At 52.6% G+C, this 14,009-nt stretch carries 17 protein-coding genes and 1 pseudogene (1 of these 18 only partly in view); 16 read left to right on the top strand and 2 right to left on the bottom strand.

Annotation, left to right across the window (positions count from 1 at the left end):
* The 3 genes and pseudogenes from E0E17_RS02215 to E0E17_RS02205 all read left to right on the top strand — a co-directional run.
* Nucleotides 1–5: pseudogene (locus E0E17_RS02215) on the top strand (IS1 family transposase) (it extends 82 nt beyond the left edge of the window).
* A 50-nt stretch (nt 6–55) separates the two neighbouring features.
* Nucleotides 56–753 (top strand): IS1-like element IS1A family transposase gene (locus E0E17_RS20580; protein ID WP_103215986.1). Its coding sequence is split into 2 segments (ribosomal slippage): nt 56–305 and nt 305–753, totalling 699 coding nucleotides; the frame shifts between segments, so codons are not numbered across the junction.
* Nucleotides 750–965 (top strand): phage virion morphogenesis protein, encoded by a 216-nt coding sequence (locus E0E17_RS02205; RefSeq protein WP_130835434.1) that lies wholly within the window; start codon nt 750–752, stop codon nt 963–965. The genes E0E17_RS20580 and E0E17_RS02205 overlap by 4 nt, the downstream gene beginning before the upstream one ends.
* A 54-nt stretch (nt 966–1,019) precedes the next feature.
* Here E0E17_RS02205 and E0E17_RS02200 read toward each other — a convergent pair whose 3' ends face one another.
* Complete coding sequence (locus tag E0E17_RS02200) at nt 1,020–1,862, bottom strand: DUF4435 domain-containing protein (RefSeq protein WP_130831117.1); 843 nt, start codon at nt 1,860–1,862, stop codon at nt 1,020–1,022.
* Nucleotides 1,855–3,114: an AAA family ATPase gene (locus E0E17_RS02195; protein WP_130831115.1), complete on the bottom strand. Its 1,260-nt coding sequence runs from the start codon at nt 3,112–3,114 to the stop codon at nt 1,855–1,857. The genes E0E17_RS02200 and E0E17_RS02195 overlap by 8 nt, the downstream gene beginning before the upstream one ends.
* A 101-nt stretch (nt 3,115–3,215) precedes the next feature.
* Here E0E17_RS02195 and E0E17_RS02190 point away from each other — a divergent pair, with 101 nt between their 5' ends.
* The 13 genes from E0E17_RS02190 to E0E17_RS02130 all read left to right on the top strand — a co-directional run bounded on the left by E0E17_RS02190 (nt 3,216) and on the right by E0E17_RS02130 (nt 13,999).
* Nucleotides 3,216–3,794: a phage baseplate assembly protein V gene (locus E0E17_RS02190; RefSeq protein ID WP_130831113.1), complete on the top strand. Its 579-nt coding sequence runs from the start codon at nt 3,216–3,218 to the stop codon at nt 3,792–3,794.
* Nucleotides 3,791–4,150 (top strand): GPW/gp25 family protein, encoded by a 360-nt coding sequence (locus E0E17_RS02185; RefSeq protein WP_130831111.1) that lies wholly within the window; start codon nt 3,791–3,793, stop codon nt 4,148–4,150. The genes E0E17_RS02190 and E0E17_RS02185 overlap by 4 nt, the downstream gene beginning before the upstream one ends.
* Nucleotides 4,137–5,045 carry a baseplate assembly protein gene (locus E0E17_RS02180; RefSeq protein WP_130831109.1) on the top strand — a complete coding sequence of 303 codons (909 nt, stop codon included), beginning with the start codon at nt 4,137–4,139 and terminating at the stop codon, nt 5,043–5,045. The genes E0E17_RS02185 and E0E17_RS02180 overlap by 14 nt, the downstream gene beginning before the upstream one ends.
* Nucleotides 5,038–5,649, top strand: a complete 612-nt coding sequence (locus E0E17_RS02175; RefSeq protein ID WP_130831106.1) for a phage tail protein I — start codon at nt 5,038–5,040, stop codon at nt 5,647–5,649. Before E0E17_RS02180 ends, E0E17_RS02175 begins: the two co-directional genes overlap by 8 nt.
* Entirely contained in the window at nt 5,639–6,958 is a 1,320-nt protein-coding gene (locus E0E17_RS02170) for a phage tail protein (RefSeq protein WP_130831104.1), read from the top strand. The genes E0E17_RS02175 and E0E17_RS02170 overlap by 11 nt, the downstream gene beginning before the upstream one ends.
* Nucleotides 6,955–7,497 carry a tail fiber assembly protein gene (locus tag E0E17_RS02165; RefSeq protein ID WP_272940788.1) on the top strand — a complete coding sequence of 181 codons (543 nt, stop codon included), beginning with the start codon at nt 6,955–6,957 and terminating at the stop codon, nt 7,495–7,497. Before E0E17_RS02170 ends, E0E17_RS02165 begins: the two co-directional genes overlap by 4 nt.
* A gap of 129 nt (nt 7,498–7,626) precedes the next feature.
* Nucleotides 7,627–8,799, top strand: coding sequence for a phage tail sheath protein (locus E0E17_RS02160; protein ID WP_130831102.1), 1,173 nt, complete (start codon nt 7,627–7,629; stop codon nt 8,797–8,799).
* Between the two features lie 10 nt (nt 8,800–8,809).
* Nucleotides 8,810–9,325, top strand: a complete 516-nt coding sequence (locus E0E17_RS02155) for a phage major tail tube protein (protein ID WP_130831100.1) — start codon at nt 8,810–8,812, stop codon at nt 9,323–9,325.
* 56 nt (nt 9,326–9,381) lie between these two features.
* Nucleotides 9,382–9,699, top strand: coding sequence for a phage tail assembly protein (locus tag E0E17_RS02150; protein WP_130831098.1), 318 nt, complete (start codon nt 9,382–9,384; stop codon nt 9,697–9,699).
* A gap of 14 nt (nt 9,700–9,713) precedes the next feature.
* Nucleotides 9,714–9,836 (top strand): GpE family phage tail protein, encoded by a 123-nt coding sequence (locus tag E0E17_RS02145; protein ID WP_130831096.1) that lies wholly within the window; start codon nt 9,714–9,716, stop codon nt 9,834–9,836.
* Nucleotides 9,829–12,426 (top strand): phage tail tape measure protein, encoded by a 2,598-nt coding sequence (locus E0E17_RS02140; protein WP_130831094.1) that lies wholly within the window; start codon nt 9,829–9,831, stop codon nt 12,424–12,426. The genes E0E17_RS02145 and E0E17_RS02140 overlap by 8 nt, the downstream gene beginning before the upstream one ends.
* Entirely contained in the window at nt 12,423–12,908 is a 486-nt protein-coding gene (locus E0E17_RS02135) for a phage tail protein (RefSeq protein WP_130831092.1), read from the top strand. The genes E0E17_RS02140 and E0E17_RS02135 overlap by 4 nt, the downstream gene beginning before the upstream one ends.
* Nucleotides 12,905–13,999 carry a phage late control D family protein gene (locus tag E0E17_RS02130; protein ID WP_130831090.1) on the top strand — a complete coding sequence of 365 codons (1,095 nt, stop codon included), beginning with the start codon at nt 12,905–12,907 and terminating at the stop codon, nt 13,997–13,999. The genes E0E17_RS02135 and E0E17_RS02130 overlap by 4 nt, the downstream gene beginning before the upstream one ends.
* The last annotated feature ends 10 nt before the right edge of the window (nt 14,000–14,009 follow it).

The following is a 14,009-nucleotide window of genomic DNA, read 5'->3' as shown; positions in this document are numbered from 1 at the left end:
GGTGATGCTGCCAACTTACTGATTTAGTGTATGATGGTGTTTTTGAGGTGCTCCAGTGGCTTCTGTTTCTATCAGCTGTCCCTCCTGTTCAGCTACAGACGGGGTGGTGCGTAACGGTAAAAGTACTGCCGGACATCAGCGCTATCTCTGCTCTCACTGCCGTAAAACATGGCAGTTACAGTTCACATACACAGCCTCTCAACCCGGTACGCACCAGAAAATCATTGATATGGCCATGAATGGCGTTGGATGCCGGGCAACCGCCCGCATTATGGGCGTTGGCCTCAACACGATTTTACGTCACTTAAAAAACTCAGGCCGCAGTCGGTAACCTCGCGCATACAGCCGGGCAGTGACGTCATCGTCTGCGCGGAAATGGACGAACAGTGGGGCTACGTCGGGGCTAAATCGCGCCAGCGCTGGCTGTTTTACGCGTATGACAGGCTCCGGAAGACGGTTGTTGCGCACGTATTCGGTGAACGCACTATGGCGACGCTGGGGCGTCTTATGAGCCTGCTGTCACCCTTTGACGTGGTGATATGGATGACGGATGGCTGGCCGCTGTATGAATCCCGCCTGAAGGGAAAGCTGCACGTAATCAGCAAGCGATATACGCAGCGAATTGAGCGGCATAACCTGAATCTGAGGCAGCATCTGGCAAGGCTGGGAAGGAAGTCGCTGTCGTTCTCAAAATCGGTGGAGCTGCATGATAAAGTCATCGGGCATTATCTGAACATAAAACACTATCAATAAGTTGGGACCATTACCCAGACGCAAACTCGGCTGAAGTAGCGTTTACCAGGGACGTGCAGCGTATTGCTCGGGTGCATCATTATGGACTGCGTGATCGAGTGAGCCGGGGCGGTAAAGACGTGAGGTATGCTGCACGTCCATTATTAGGTGTGGATAGTAAGGTTGAAATAAATCTTAAACATATTCTGAGTGGGTGGCTTTCAAAGGTGTGAATAATTTTTTTAACGAGCGTGGGCTAATTTTCCCATGCTCGCTTTATGTTTTATTTAAAATTCAATCTGTGCGATTTCTTTTTTATAATAATCAAATTCATTATGACTCTCATCAAAAATGCTTTCGAAGTTGTTTATTAAAATTGAGTATAAGGCATCATAAGAAAGATTTATTTTTCTTCCATAACTTGCTATTGTAGAACTGATTAGTCTGTGAATGGCTGAAAACAAAAAATGTCCCCTCAACCAATTTTTTGGGGTTGTATTTAATTTTTCCAATAATTCATCTACTTCTTTTGGGTTGAATCTTTCTATTTTTCCGATTACCTCTTCTTTGTGTGTGTTTATTTTATTTTCGCATAATAAACTTGAGTTTTTTGATTTCATAAATCTTATAGAGCTATCTCCAATAACGGGAATTCCACTCTCATGAATATAGTTATAAATATCTATCTTAACTAACTCTTCAATATTTTTATAGAAATCCTCTTCCCATTTTGATATGTTTAGAGAAAGCATGTCTTTAGCTTTGAATTTACCCAGCGTTCTGATGGCTCTTAGTATTCCGTCATTTGAAATAAACGTGTTTTCAATGGCATACCCAGACGTTCTTATTATCCGCTTAGTTTTCTGATGCTTTTCATCTTTAAATTTCGTTAGGTCAGAATCACAGGCAACGACTACCTTTAAATCTTCTTTAATGATCCTTTCAATATATTTTTCTATTTCTTTGCAACCGCCTAGTTCTTGTATTTCAACTTTTAGCCCACTAGCTTTTTCAAAAATGATCTCCCAAAAACAGATGTCATCAGGGCCTTCAACATACACCATAAGATCAGACTGATAAAAAAGATTAATAATGTTTTCAGCTTCAGCTGAATAGAAAAAATCATCCATGAACAATTTTCTCCATATCAAAAATAGAATTCCTGTATTTAGATGCTACTTCAGGGGAATGAGTCGCTGCGATAACTTGCGCATTTGGGTTTAATTGCTTGATTGCCGGGATTATTTTTCTTTGCCAAGCAATATGTAGAGAGAGTTCTGGCTCATCAGTTAAAAATATAAAAGGCTTATTTTGTTGTAATAAAGTTTCAATAAATAAAATCAAAAGCTGCTTTTCACCCGAAGATAGATTTTGATGACTGATTGGGCCATGTCCATTTTCTAGCATCAACTCGCCGCCAGAGAAATAAAATCTTTTATCAGCTATGAATTCTTGTAATGTATCCGTAAATAATTTTATAGGAGTGTATATTTTTGTTACGTCATCTTCTGAGCGTAAAGACATTTTTATTATTCTTTGGGTTTTTCTTAAAGCCTCAAGTGAACGATAATCTACGTTTATTACACCTTCTTTATTTTTTTGGGCACCTTTTATTTCAGTAAAGGTTTTATCAATTGCGTCAACGTGGAAGTTGATTTTTTTTCTAACATCACCGTCAAAGGCATTTAGCTGAGAGTAAGCAGAGATCAAACTTCTTCTTTCTGTATCTTTGTCGAATTGCCAATTGTATGCCTCATCCTCAGCATCCTCTTTACTATACAAAATAGAGGCTAAAACTTCTTTTTGTAAGTTTGTTGCTACCTCACGTGCCTTTTGTGAAAGAAATAATTGATATTTTGTCAAGTTTTGCAATAGTTGTGTGAGTCTGAAGTCTACGGGGTTTATAAGTTTAGAACCATAGTTATCACGAATCTCAAGATCTTCTCCGCTTCTAAGGCGATATACGGATAATGAAGATAATGCTACCAGTCTATTTAATTCTGTTTTTAATCCGTCAAGTTCTTCTTGATGGCGGCGTCGTACAGAAAAAGGCACTCTTCTTTCATCAATGGCCCTTACCGTATATTTTTTTCTTGATATTTGATACTCAAATGTTGGGTAAGGCCGCAAAGAGTCAATAAGTCTCACAACCTTTATTGTTTTTGTTTTTGCTCCATCTTTTAATTTTACTTCGACAGTGTCAAAGTTATTTTCGTTTATAGAATCAAGTTCTACAGACAATACGGCGTGTAGAATATTCATAAACGTAGTTTTGCCTGTTCCGTTTCGACCGATGATTATATTTACATCGTTATAAAATGAGCACGTTGCATTCAGTCTTCCCCAAAAGCCTGTTATAGCGACGCTATGTAACCTAAACATAATTTTCCTTTAAGTGAAATGTAGTGTTTTTCTATCGTTGTACCATAAACCATACAAAGCAATGCGGTTTAAATAAAGAAAAATTTAAGCATTATTATGGGATGAACGCACAACTCACCGAACTCCTGCGCCTCATTACCAACCTGATCCGTACCGGGACCGTCTCGGCTGTGGACAAGAAAAACTGGCTTTGTCGGGTGAAAACGGGCGACCTCGAAACCAACTGGATTAACTGGCTCACCCTGCGCGCCGGGAATACCCGCAACTGGTGGAAACCGACGGTTGGGGAACAGGTTGTGCTGCTGAGCCTGGGCGGCAATCTTGAAACCGCCTTTGCCCTGCCTGCCATTTACTCCAATGACTTCCCGCCGCCGTCAGATTCTGAGGACGGCAGCGTTACCGAGTACCCGGACGGCGGATGGTTTGAGTACGAACCGGCAACCGGGCGCTGGCTGATTAAGGGAATCAAAAGCGTACTGATTGAAGCGTCAGACAGTATCGAACTGAAGACCAGCCAGTTCATCGTGACGGCGGACCAGATGCGGGTGAATGCCGAAACGGTGATCAACGGTGCCGTGACGCAGGACGGTGGGGCGATGAGTTCGAACGGTGTCGTAGTGGATGACCATAAACATGATGGCGTAGAGAAGGGTAAAAACATGACGGGAGGCCCGCATTGACGATGTACACCGGCATGAATCAACAAACCGGGCTGGCCATTACCGATATGGATCATATCAGTCAGTCGGTACAGGACATTCTGCTGACGCCGCAGGGCAGCCGCCTCGCCCGGCGGGAATATGGCTCGCTGCTTTCCCGTCTGATTGACCAGCCGCAGAATGAGGCTCTGGACCTGCAACTGATGGCGGCGGTGTACAGTGCGCTTAGCCGCTGGGAGCCACGTATCCGCCTGAGCCAGATCAACTTGAGCCGTAACTTCGAGGGTGCGATGCAGGTGGAACTGGCCGGGCAACGGGTGGACGGTTCGCCGGTTGTCATGAGTGTTACAACGGGAGGATACCGTGGCGGTTATTGACCTCTCACAGCTACCCGCACCAGACGTGGTAGAAGTACCTGATTTCGAAACCCTGCTGGCAGAGCGCAAAGCGGCATTTATTGCCCTTTATCCGGCGGATGAGCAGGAAGCGGTGCGCCGCACGCTGGCGCTGGAATCAGAACCCATCACCAAACTGCTGCAGGAAAGCACCTACCGGGAGCTCCTGCTGCGTCAGCGTATCAATGAAGCCGCGCAGGCGGTCATGGTGGCGTATGCCATCGGCAGCGATCTGGATCAGCTGGCAGCCAACTACAACGTGAAGCGCCTGACGGTGACACCTGCGAATAATGAGGCTGTACCGCCGATCGCAGCGGTGATGGAAAGCGATGAAGCGCTGCGCCTGCGTGTACCCGATGCCTTTGAGGGGCTGTCAGTTGCTGGCCCGACGGCAGCTTATGAATTTCACGCCAGAAGTGCAGACGGGCGTGTAGCTGATGCCAGCGCGACCAGCCCGGCACCGGCGGAGGTAGTACTTACCGTACTGAGCCGTGAGGGTGACGGCACGGCTGGAGACGACCTGCTGGCAGTGATTGAGCAGGCGCTTAACAGCGAGAACGTGCGCCCTGTGGCTGACCGTCTGACGGTACGCAGCGCCGAGATTATCCCGTACCGCGTGGATGCCACTCTCTTTCTTGATCCGGGACCGGAGGCTGAGCCGGTCATGGCGGCGGCAAAAGCCAGCCTGCAGAAGTACATCGCCAGCCAGACGCGGCTCGGGCGTAATATTCGCCGCAGTGCCATCTATGCCGCGCTGCATGTTGAAGGCGTGCAACGTGTTGAACTGGTGTCCCCGACGGAAGACAAGGTTCTGGACAGGACGCAGGCTGCAACCTGCATCGAATGGTGCATAACTAACGGGGGTGTCGATGAATAGTCTGCTACCGCCAGGCTCATCGCCGCTTGAGCGACGACTGGCGCAAAGCTGCAGCGGCATTTCCGATCTGCAGGTTCCGCTGCGCGATTTATGGAATCCGGCGACCTGTCCGGTGAATTTTCTTCCTTATCTCGCCTGGGCGTTCTCCGTGGATCGTTGGGATGAAAGCTGGACGGAGAGCCTCAAACGCCGGGTCGTCCAGGATGCTTTTTATATCCATCAGCATAAAGGAACAATCAGTGCCATGCGGCGCGTGGTCGAGCCGTTCGGCTTCTTACTGCGCATTATTGAGTGGTGGCAGACCGGCGAGACACCGGGCACGTTTCGGCTGGATATCAGCGTTCAGGACCAGGGGATTACAGAAGAAACCTTTCTGGAGCTGGAGCGCCTGATCAGCGACGCCAAACCATGCAGCCGGCACCTGATCGGCATGTCGATAAATCTGCAATCAACCGGTGAAGTTTACGCTGCCGCTGGCTGTTACAGCGGCGACACCCTGACGGTTTACCCCTGGTTTCCGGAAACAATAGAAGTCACCGGCGAGGAAGTGACCGGAGCCGCTGTACATATCATCGACACCATGAGGATTAGCGATGGCGTCTAAATTTTATGCTCTTCTTACTCATCGCGGTGCCGCTAAACTGGCACAATTTGCCGCGCTGGGGACAAAACTCAACATTACGCAAATGGCCGTGGGCGACGGCGGCGGTTCGCTGCCCACACCGGACCCCATGCAGACGCAGCTACGGGGCGAGAAACGTCGCGCCGGGCTGAATCTCCTGACGATTGACCCGCTGAATACGAACCAGATTATTGCGGAACAGGTTATCCCTGAACGTGACGGCGGGTTCTGGATCCGTGAAATCGGATTGTTTGACGATGAAGACGAACTGATAGCTGTCGCGAACTGTGCCGAAACCTATAAACCTCTGTTGCAGGAAGGCAGCGGGCGCACGCAGACTATCCGCCTGATCCTTATCGTCAGCAGCACCGCCGCAGTAACGTTGAAAATTGATCCTTCTGTGATACTTGCGACCCGTAAATATGTGGATGATGCAATTATTGAAGTACGCGCTTACGTTGATGAGGTGATGGAAAAACATCAGGCAGCGCAGAACCCGCATTCACAATATCTGCAGATCGCCTGTGCCCTGGCGGAAATCAAAGAGGCTGGCCTGGTGACTGAGACGCTCCAGAACCTCGGTTTAAAAGCGCTCGGCACCAGCGGTGAAAAAATTCCGTTGCTGAACAAGGTCAATACCTGGAGCGCACAGCAGACATTCAACAGCGGGATCACAGGTGACTTAACCGGCAATGCGACTACAGCCACCAAACTGCAGACGGCCCGCAATATCAACGGCATGCGTTTTGACGGCTCGGCTGACGTGAATATCAATACCCTGGTATCCCGCAACAGAGTGAATGCACTAAGCGGAACCGCACAGGGCATTGCCGGGATCCAGATGTACGAAGCCTATAACAATGGCTATCCGGCGGTTTATGGCAACGTTTTACACCTTAAAGGTGCGCAGGCTGGCGGGGAAGGAGAGTTGCTGATTGGCTGGAGTGGCACCAGTGGCGCTCATGCGCCTGTGTATATTCGTTCCCGACGTGATTCTAATGATGCGGTCTGGTCTGGCTGGGCGCAGGTTTATACCTCCGTCAGCAAACCATCAGCCGCTGATATTGGGGCATACACCAAAGCTGAATGTAACTCCCGCTTTATCACGGGTATCAGGCTGGGTACCAAATCCTCTGTTCAGACCTGGAAAGGACCAGGCTGGACCGATAAAGCCGGATACGTTGTGACGGCTTCCATCAACGGCAACAGAGATGAATTCATTGATAGCACGCAGGCAAGGCCATTGCAGTATTGCATCAACGGGACATGGTACACGGCAGGATCAATATGATGAAAAAATTTACCAATTTTCAGTTATATATCCCGGATAATGAACAGCAAAAGCAGATACTGGAAATCAATCCGGAAATCGTCTTTCTCCAGTCAGGCGAAGGCGCAGACTGGTATGAATGTCAGAAAGCCTTTGCTGATGACACGATGAAAATTGTTTACGATCAGGCGGGGATTGTTCTGTCATTCAGTACCGACGCTTCAACGCTCTGGCCTGTTGGTGCTTCGGTGGCTGAAATCCCGGTGGATGAGATACCGGAGGACCTGGCCATATCCGGCGACTGGGTTTTTGACGGAATCAAAATTGTTCCCCGTGCTTACACGCCAGAAGAGTTGCAGCAACGCGCAGAAAGCCAGAAGCAGAAGTTACTTGCTCAGGCATCGGAAAAGATAGCGCCGCTGCAGGATGCCGCCGAACTCGATATTGCGACTGATGAGGAGAAAAATCGACTCCTCGCATGGAAAAAGTATCGGGTATTGCTGAATCGCATTGATACTGCCATCGCGCCCGATATCACCTGGCCTGCACAACCCGCGTAACCCAATGCCCGCTGAATGCGGGCCTTCTGTCCTGTTTCCCTTGTATCAATTCTCACACAACAGCCCACGCGTGAATCCCGGCGGGCTGCGGCTGACCATAGTGGAACCCCTTAACCGGAGATTTGCTACATGGCAGACGATTATCACCATGGTGTACGCGTTACCGAAGTTAACGCAGGCACCCGCACAATCCGAACGGTGAGCACCGCGATTGTGGGCATGGTCTGCACCGCAGACGATGCTGACGCGGCCACCTTTCCGTTAAATAAACCCGTTTTGCTTACTGACATACTGACTGCCAGCGGTAAAGCGGGCGAGTCTGGCACGCTGGCCCGTTCACTGGATGCGATTGCTGATCAGGCCAAACCCGTAACCGTTGTGGTGCGCGTGGCCCAGGGCGAAACGGAGGCGGAAACCACGTCCAACATTATCGGCGGCGTGACCGCTGACGGTAAAAAAACGGGCATGAAAGCCCTGCTTTCAGCGCAGTCGAAACTCGGTGTGAAACCGCGCATTCTCGGTGTGCCGGGGCATGACACGCAGGCGGTGGCTACTGAACTGTTGAGCGTGGCGCAGCGCCTGCGCGGATTCGCTTATCTCTCCGCGTATGGCTGCAAAACGGTAGAGGAAGCCATTGCCTACCGCACCAGTTTCAGCCAGCGCGAGGGGATGCTGATCTGGCCTGACTTCATCAGTTTTGACACCGTACTGAATGCAGACGCAACGGCTTATGCCACCGCCCGCGCGCTTGGCCTGCGCGCCAGAATCGACGAGCAGATCGGCTGGCACAAAACCCTCTCCAATGTTGGCGTGAACGGCGTCACCGGCATTTCCGCCGATGTGTTCTGGGATCTGCAGGACCCGGCCACCGATGCGGGTCTTCTCAACCAGCACGACATCACTACGCTGATCCGCAAAGATGGCTTCCGCTTCTGGGGTTCCCGCTGCCTCAGTGACGATCCACTGTTTGCCTTTGAAAACTACACCCGTACGGCGCAGGTACTGGCTGACACCATGGCGGAAGCGCACATGTGGGCGGTGGACAAACCGCTTAACCCATCACTGGCCCGCGACATTATCGAAGGTATTCGCGCCAAACTGCGCAGTCTGAAAGCCCAGGGCTACATCACTTGCGCAGACTGCTGGCTGGACGAGTCTGTAAACGATAAAGACTCCCTGAAAGCCGGGAGACTCACTATCGATTATGACTACACGCCGGTGCCGCCGCTGGAAAACCTGATGCTGCGCCAGCGCATCACCGATCGGTATCTGCTGGACTTCTCCAGCCAGGTCAGCGCGTAGGGGGAACATCATGGCTTTACCACGTAAATTAAAACACCTGAACCTGTTCAATGACGGGAACAACTGGCAGGGGATTGTTGAGTCACTGACGCTGCCTAAATTCACCCGTAAATTTGAGAAGTATCGCGGCGGTGGGATGCCGGGCGCGGTGGATGTTGATATGGGGCTGGATGACGGCGCGCTGGACACGGAATTTTCCATTGGCGGCACTGAATTGCTGTTATTCAGGCAGATGAGCAAAGCCAGGGTTGATGGTATCCAGCTGCGTTTTACCGGTTCCATTCAGCGCGACGACACCGGCGAAGTGCAGGCCGTGGAGCTGGTTGTGCGCGGGCGTCACAAAGAGGTGGATTCCGGCGAGTGGAAAACCGGCGAAAGCAGCACAACTAAAGTCAGCAGCACCAACAGTTACGCGAAGCTGACCATTAACGGCGAAGTGCTCTATGAGGTTGATTTGATCAACATGGTAGAGATCGTCAACGGCGTGGACATGATGGAAGAGCATCGTAAAGCGCTGGGCCTCTGATAACGCCGGCAGGGTAAAACCTGTCCGCTTCTGTTCCCTGTTCTGGACATAACACGATGACTGAAAAACAGATTGATACTGCACCGCAGCAGAAAACTGTCACCCTCGACACGCCGGTAATCCGGGGCAAAGAGGTGATAACCAGCGTCACGTTGCGTAAGCCGCAGTCTGGTGCGCTGCGTGGCACCCGCCTGCAGGCGCTGATGGACATGGACGTAAACGCCATGATGACGCTTATTCCGCGCATCAGCCTGCCCGCACTGCAGCCGCATGAAATTGTGGAAATGGACCCGGCAGATCTGCTTGCGCTGTCGGTGGAGGTTGTCACTTTTTTGTTGCCGAAGTCGGCGCTGTCAGCTTTCCCGACAGCCTGACGGTAGATGACCTGGTGGCGGATATCGCCACTGTTTTTCACTGGCCGCCGTCCGTTACCGACGCAATGCCGCTTACGGAGGTGCTGGAGTGGCGGCATAAAGCGATGCTGCGAAGTGGAGCCGGTGACAATGAGTAACAGAGACCTGCGTTTGCAGGTAATTCTAAACGCGGTGGATAAAATCACCCGTCCTCTGCGACATGTGCAGACTGGTTCAAAAGCGCTGGCTGCGGCGCTGAAAGCCAGCAAAGACACGCTGAAATCCCTGAATGACCAGGCCGGGAGGATTGACGGATTCCGCAAAACCCGCTCCCAGCTTGCGATTACAGGGAAAAATCTGGCGGTTGCCAGGCAGGAGGCAGCGCAGCTGGCGGTACAGTTTGCCGCGACAAACCGACCCACCTCCCAGCAGGCGCGACTGCTGGAGCAGGCAAAAAACCGGGCCAGTGAACTTCAGACAAAATACAACGGGCTGCGCCTGTCGGTGCAGCGCCAGCGCGAGGCGCTGAGCGCAGCCGGTATTAATACCCGGCAGTTAAGTGAAGCGCAGCGCCGTCTGAAAACCGACGCGGCAGCGGCCAGCGCCGCGCTGGCGCGTCAGCAGTCAGAGCTGAGACGGCTGGGTGAACAACAGCGAAAACTGAATGCCATACGGGAGCGTTATCGCAACACGCTTGAAGTACGGGATCGGATGGCCAGGAATGGCACAGCTATGACCGGAGCCGGGATCGGAATGCTGTATGCCTCCAGGGGGACCATGAGGCCCGGCTTTGAGTTTGAGCAGGGGATGTCAAAAGTGCAGGCGTTGACGAGGCTGAAAAAAGACTCGGCAGAAATGGCGGCTCTGCGCGCGCAGGCACGTTATCTGGGGGCGACGACAGCTTTCACAGCAAATGATGTGGCGCAGGGACAGAGCTTTTATGCAATGGCCGGATTTACACCCGACCAGATCCGCAAGGCCATGCCCGGTACGCTGAATATGTCTCTGGCCGGTGGAACGGATTTCGCCACCACGGCGGATATCGGCTCCAACATTCTTACTGGCTTCAAACTCCCGTCTGACCAGATGAGCCGGGTCAGCGACAGCCTGGTCGCGACATTTACCCGTTCAAATACCAGTCTGCAAACGCTGGGTGAAACCATGAAATATGTGGCACCTGTTGCGGCAACGCTTGGCGTGGATCTGGAAACCGCAACGGCGGCGGCAGGTAAGCTGGGCGATGCGGGCATTCAGGGAAGCCAGGCGGGCACATCATTGCGGGCTATTCTGTCGCGGATGGCTGCGCCGCCCAAAATGGCCGTCAAAGCGCTGGCAGAACTGAACCTCAAAACCAAAGATGCACGGGGGAATCTCCGCCCGTTGATTGATTTGCTATCTGAGATGTATGTCAAAACCCGGAAAATGGGCAACGCCCGTCAGGCGGGACTCTTTAAGCATATTGCCGGTGAAGAGGCGTTTTCAGCGCTGAGCGTTCTGGTTGAGCAGGCCGGGACCGGGCAGTTAAAGAAACTGGTTCAAGAGGTGAAGGCAGCACAGGGCGAGGCGGGCAAGGTGGCTGGCACAATGTCGGATAACCTGAGTGGCGATCTCAAAAGCCTGTCGTCAGCCTGGGAAGATGTCGGGATCACCCTGTTCAACAGCGTTAACTCTCCTTTGCGTTCAGTAGCGCAAAGCGTAACGGCATTAACGTCGCGGGTGGGGAAATGGATGGCACAACATCCGCAACTGACTCGCGTGATCACCGGTTCGGCACTGGCGCTGGGTGGATTGCTTACGGTTCTGGGTACTATCACGCTGAGTATTGCTGCCATCCTCGGTCCGCTGGCACTGCTGCGTATGAGTTGCAGCCTGTTGGGATTGAAGGCCGTGAGCGCCTTCAGCCTCATTCGTGGTGCAATCGGTATTGTGGGCAACGGCGTGCTATGGCTGGGACGGCTGATGCTGGCAAACCCGATTCTGGCCGTAGTGGGGGTGATTGCTGCCGGAGCGCTGTATATCTGGCAGAACTGGAGCACGCTGGGACCGAAGTTTGCTGCACTGTGGAACATTATCCGCAGCGGTGCCAGCAGCGCCTGGTCCTCAGTCAAAATCTGTATCAGCACAAAATGGAATGAGATTGTGGCTGTAGTGCAGGCGCTGCCCGCGCGGTTTCAGGAAGCTGGCGCGCGGATGATCGACAGCCTGATAGCCGGTATCAGCCAGAAGTGGGAAGCACTGAAAAGTAAACTTTCATCCCTGCGCAGCTATCTGCCTGACTGGATAAAACCCGCAGCGCTACCGGAGTCAGGAATACCACTGGCAAACGGCTTTGCCGGGCTGTTTGACCAGGGCGGGGTGATTCCGTCTGGTCAGTTCGGGATTGCAGGTGAGAACGGGCCGGAAATTGTGCACGGCCCGGCCAGCGTAATCAGCCGCAGCCGTACTGCTGCACTGGCGACGGCGGCCGCGCTGGCTATGGGTGTGGCTGCCACGCCAGCTGCTGCCCGTCCGGTTCATCCGATGAGCCTGCCAGCAAAGTCTCAGGTTGCAGGGGGCATTAACAGCAGCCAGGCAAGGCAACAGACCGCGCCGATCCACAACAGCTTTTCATTCACCATTGTGCAGCAGCCCGGCCAGAGCCAGCAGGATCTGGTTAATGAAGTCATGCGTCGTCTGGAGGCGAAAGAGCGTCAGGCACAGGCTCGGGCCCGCAGCACCTACAGTGACCGGGGAGGGTTCGAAGGATGATGATGACGCTGGGGCTGTTTGTTTTCATGCTGAAAACCATTCCCTATCAGGAGCTGCAATACCAGCGTAACTGGCGGTTCCCGACCAACAGCCGGGTAGGGCTGCGCCCGTCCGTGCAGTTTCTCGGTCCGGATAACGATACGTTAACCCTGTCCGGCGTTCTGCTGCCAGAAGTGACTGGTGGCCGTTTGTCCCTGTTTGCGCTGGAGCAGATGGCGGAGCTGGGGAAGGCGTGGCCGCTGATTGAGGGCAGCGGCACGATTTACGGCATGTTTGTCATCGAGAGCCTGCATCAGACCAAAGCGGAATTTTTCAGTAATGGAATATGCAGGCGCATTGAGTTCACCCTCACGTTGAAACGGGTGGACGAATCGCTAAATGAGATATTCGGCAGTCTCAGCGATCAGCTGGAGATGATGAAAAGCGCGGCGGTCACTGCAGCAGGTCAGGTATCAGCAGCAGTCGGAGGCATTCTGTCATGAATGACAGGGAGTGGCGGAAAGACGCCTGCAGCGCGCCCGCTTTTCGTCTGACGCTGGAAGGGACGGATATCACGCAGAGCATTGCAAAGCGGCTCATCAGCCTGACGCTGACCGATAATCGCAGTTTCGAAGCGGATCAGCTGGATATCGAACTGGACGACACCGATGGGCTGTTGCAGCTGCCGCGCAGGGGCGTTGCGCTGACGCTGGCGCTGGGATGGAAAGGTGAGCCGCTTATCCCTAAAGGCACGTTCACTGTCGATGAAGTCGAGCACAGCGGCACACCGGACCGGCTTACCGTGCGTGCCCGCAGTGCCGATTTTCGCGCCACGCTCAATATCCGGCGTGAGAAATCCTGGCATCAAACTACCGTGGGTGCCATGGTGAAAGAGATTGCCGCCAGGCACAAACTGGAGGCGGCGCTGGGTGTTGATATGGCAAAAATGCCGATTGACCATCTCGACCAGACCAACGAATCAGACGGCAGCTTTCTGATGCGCCTGGCGCGCCAGTGCGGAGCCATCGCCTGTATCAAAAGCGGCAAGCTGCTGTTTATCCGGCAGGGGCAGGGCAAGACGGCCAGCGGTAAGCCGCTGCCGGTTATCACACTGACCCGTTCGGCGGGTGACAGCCACCAGTTTATCGTAGCGGATCGCGAGGCTTATACCGGCGTCATTGCCAGCTGGCTGCATACCCGTGAGCCGAAGAAAAAGGCAATGACGAAAGTTAAACGCAGGCGCAAAACCGCAAAGAAAAAGGAGCCGGAGGCAAAGCAGGGTGATTATCTTATCGGGACAGACGAAAACGTGCTGGTACTGAGCCGGACCTATGCGAACCGGAGCAATGCAGAGCGGGCAGCTAAGATAAACTGGGAACGCTTGCAGCGCGGTGTGGCGAAATTTTCGATTCAGCTGGCACGTGGCCGCGCAGACCTTTATACGGAGATGCCGGTAAAGGTGAGTGGTTTTAAGCAGCCCATTGATGATGCCGAATGGATTATTACAACCCTGACACACTCGGTAAGTTCTGATAATGGATTTATCACCAGGCTCGAACTTGAAGTAAAAACCGATGAACTTCAAATAGAATAGTGGGGGTTCT

It is taken from the genome of [Erwinia] mediterraneensis (assembly GCF_900604315.1).
In the GTDB taxonomy this organism is placed as follows: Bacteria; Pseudomonadota; Gammaproteobacteria; order Enterobacterales; family Enterobacteriaceae; genus Pantoea; species Pantoea mediterraneensis_A.
Note: the sequence above shows the minus strand (reverse complement) of the source record. Positions and strands in the feature narration are given on the sequence as shown.